Below are 3,414 nucleotides of genomic sequence, written 5' to 3' on the forward strand. Positions count from 1 at the left end.
GACCAGGAGTGGTCGACCGGCCGGGGCCACCGCTCGTCGATTCGTACGAACGGATCATGCCTCCCGATACGGGGAACTCTACGAGGCGGCCGATCGTCAGCAACGATACCGGCACACCCGACCGCCCCCACGGGACGGGGGCGAAGGTGACGGGTAGCGTCTGGGAGAAGGCCCGCCCCGCCGCGGGGTCGGCACGCCGAGAAGAGACCCCGTTCCGACGGGTCCGAGGGGAAGACGTTCACCACATGCCGGACCGACGCCGCCGCGCGGCCATCCACCTGCTGTCGCGGGACCGCCAGTCCACCGACCCGACGGGCTCGTCCGGCCCGGGGGACGCGACGGGCCCCGGGGGCGGCCGGGGCCAGGGCGGCGGAGGCCGGGGAGACGAGTCGCGTGACGCGCGTGACGCGCAGGGCTCCCGGGACGACCACAACCCGTTCGCCGCGCCGCCGGAGGGCCGCCCGGACCAGCCCTGGCAGCCGCGCCGCCCGGAGGGCGAGGACACCGGCCGGGACGGCGAGGGCGCCCAGGGCGGCGAAAGCCGCTCCCCCTGGGGGCAGTGGAGCCCGCGGCAGCCGGGCCGCTCCAGCGGCGGCTGGGGCAGCCGCCCGCAGCCCGGCGACCAGTCCGGCGGGCGCGGCGAGCAGACCCCGCAGACTCCCCGCATCGACATGAAGGACCCGGCCCAGCGCCGGGCCCGGTACGCCCTGCTGGCCGGCATCTGGGGCTTCTTCTTCTCGGTCTTCGACTTCACCGAGCTCGCCCTGCTGCTGGGCGCGCTGGCGCTCTACTGGGGCATCAGCTCACTGCGCGCCCGGCGGGCCGCCGCCACCACCGGTGACGCCGCCGCCCGCACGGCCGCGGCGGTCGGCGGCGCCCCCGCCCCGGCGGCGCAGGAGCCGACCGGCGGCGGCCGCCCGCAGACCACGGCGGCGGTCAGCGGCGTGGTGATGGCCGCGCTGACCCTGGTGATCGTGGCCGCGACGTACACCGTGCAGTTCGCGTACCGGGACTACTACTCCTGCGTGGACGACTCGCTGACCCGCAGCGGCATGCTGTCCTGCAACGAACTGCTCCCGAGCCCGCTGCGGGACGTCTTCGGCGTCCGCGACTGAGGCCCGCCGGGGCCGCCGGCGCCCGCCGGGTCGGCGGCACCCGCCGGGTCCGTCGAGTCAGCCGGATCCGTCTGCTCGGTCGGGTCGGTGGGGTCGGTCGGGTCGGTCGGGTCCGGGCGGGGTGCGGACGGGCCGGGCCTGCTCCCGTCGGTCAGGGGCAGCGGGGGCTGAGCGTGCTGAGGGAGGGACGCGTACGCCGCCTGCCGGAGCGCCGCCCAGCGCGCCTCCCGGGCCGCCGGCTCCTCCCACGCGGCCGGCAGCGGAGCATACGCCTCCGCGTCGTCCGGGTCGTCGGCGTCGTCCGGGGCGTCCGGGTCGTCCGCCTTCGTCTCCCTTTCCGTTTCCGATTCCGTCACCGCCTCCGCCGAGTGCGGCCTCCTCCCCGCCCCGTCCAGGCCTGACGGCCGGTCGCCGCACGTCGGCTGGTGGTGCGGGGTCGGCCCTTCGCGGACGTCCGGGACGCCCGGCTCGTCGTACCCGCCCGACCCGTCGTACGCCGCGAAGGCCCGTTCCTCGCGGGCCTCCCGCCGCAGCCGCCAGGCGCGCAGCAGCAGCGCGCCCGGCAGGCCGGTGAGCGCGGTCCAGCCGAACGCCGCCGCGCCCGTCGTCCACCAGACGGGGCCGAAGTCGGCGAGCCGTCCGGTGCCGAGCGGTCCGCCCGCCGCCGCGGCGAGCACCGCCATGACCGCGCCGCACACCAACGCCGCCAGCAGCACCGCGAGCGCCGTGTCCCGCGCCCGGCTCCCCGGGCCGGTGCGCCGCCCGACGCCGTGGGCCACCGCCGCGCCGGCCGCCAGCGGCACCAGCGCGCTCGTCCAGTGCGCCCAGCCGCCCGGGCCGTCGCCCGGGACGGCGGCCAGCAGCGGGAAGGGCGTCAGCCCGGCCGCCCCGGTGACCGCCAGCGGGGTGGCGGTGGCGCCCGCGCCCAGCGCGAAACCGGGGCCCAGGCCGTACGCGGCGGCCCACACCGCCGCGTTGGGCAGCAGGGCGAGACAGAGCAGCACCACCGCCGTACGGCCGGACCACACCCCGGACAGGCCGAGCAGCGCGTCCCGGGCCGCCCCGGCGTGCCAGGCCAGTGCGGCCAGCACCAGCAGCGTCCCCCCGGCGGCCAGCACCCCCGCCGCCGCGAGCCCGGTCCGTACGGCGAGGGCGGTACGCGAACGGGCCAGGGCCACCCGCAGCCTTTCGGGCGCCCAGTCGGGCAGCGGCCCGGCCGGCCGGCCGTAGGCGCTCCACACGCCGCCGGCGGCGGACAGGACGGCGAGCGGGACGAGGTGCAGCGCCGCGTCGAGCGGGTCGGCGGTCAGCGGGCCGCCGGTCTTCCCGTAACCCACGACCCCCGCTGCGACCAGGAGGTATCCGCAGCAGACGGCGGCCACCACGGCGACCGGCGGGGGCGGCCGCCCGTCGCCGCTGGGCTCGGCGGCGTCCCGCGCGGTCCGGAACAGCAGCCAGAGCGGCAGCGCGACCAGCAGCAGCGGCACCGTGCCGACCGGCGCGGCGCCCGCCCCGGCGGCGGTGGCCGCGGGGCGGGCCAGCTCGGCCCCGTGCGCCAGCAGCCAGAGCGCGGCGGCGGTGTGCAGGGCCCCGCCGGGGCCGCTGTCCGGGTAGGGGGAGCCGATCCACAGGGCGAGCACCACGACGGTGACGGCGCCCAGCCCCAGTCCCGCGGCGAGCGCGCCGCGCACACAGAGTCCGGGCAGGACCCCGGCCAGCCGGACGGTCGTCGTTCCGATCACCCGCGTTCCGATCACCCGGCCATGCTGCCAACGACACGCGCTTGATCCGGGTAACGGGCGAAGAGCCGGTGTGGCGCGCAATATACGCTTATGTACTTTTCGCCTTCCGCCGACGGCCGCCCTGCCGGGGGTCGGCCATGACCCGGACCGCGACCACCGAGGAGCCCAACGGGCTGCACACGCCCCCGCTGCCGCCGCCCAAGGAACGCCGCAGGCTGCGGGAGGCGGGCAACATGACCGAGGAGCAGCTCGCCCAGGCCATGGGGGTCACCCGGGCGACCGTGCGTTCCTGGGAGACCGGTCGCACCACCCCGCGCGGGCGCAAGCGCCAGGCCTACCTCAGGCTGCTGAGCGGTGCCGCCCCGGCCGGCCCCGCGCCCGGCGGGCGCACACCGGACACCGGACCGCCGGAGGCCCAGATGGCCGAGCCGCACCTCGTCGAAGCGCCGGACGACCATCTCGACCCGCCCGAGCCGCCGGAGCCGCCGGGGTCGCCCAAGGCCGGGGACGTGCCGAGGGCCGGAGACGAAGCCGGGGCCGGGTCCGGGGACCGGTCG

The 3,414-nt window shown here is 78.4% G+C and carries 3 protein-coding genes; 2 read left to right on the forward strand and 1 reads right to left on the reverse strand.

Annotation, left to right across the window (positions count from 1 at the left end; genetic code table 11):
- Positions 1 to 245: 245 nt before the first annotated feature.
- A complete protein-coding gene (locus tag C6N75_RS25670; protein ID WP_105871262.1) occupies positions 246 to 1,115 on the forward strand; it encodes a hypothetical protein in 870 nt (289 codons plus the stop codon).
- On the opposite strand, the gene C6N75_RS25675 is transcribed toward C6N75_RS25670, so the two are convergent.
- The gene (locus tag C6N75_RS25675) at positions 1,016 to 2,857 is read right to left on the reverse strand and encodes a cell division protein PerM (RefSeq protein WP_105871263.1); all 1,842 of its coding nucleotides are present in this window, start codon (positions 2,855 to 2,857) and stop codon (positions 1,016 to 1,018) included. The two genes, C6N75_RS25670 and C6N75_RS25675, sit on opposite strands and share 100 nt — an antisense overlap.
- A 137-nt stretch (positions 2,858 to 2,994) precedes the next feature.
- Between C6N75_RS25675 and C6N75_RS25680 the strand changes: the two genes are divergently transcribed.
- Positions 2,995 to 3,414, forward strand: a 420-nt coding sequence (locus tag C6N75_RS25680) for a helix-turn-helix domain-containing protein (protein WP_146132676.1), incomplete at its 3' end; no start/stop codon positions are given.

Source organism: Streptomyces solincola (genome assembly GCF_002982015.1).
Classification (GTDB): Bacteria; Actinomycetota; Actinomycetes; order Streptomycetales; family Streptomycetaceae; genus Streptomyces; species Streptomyces solincola.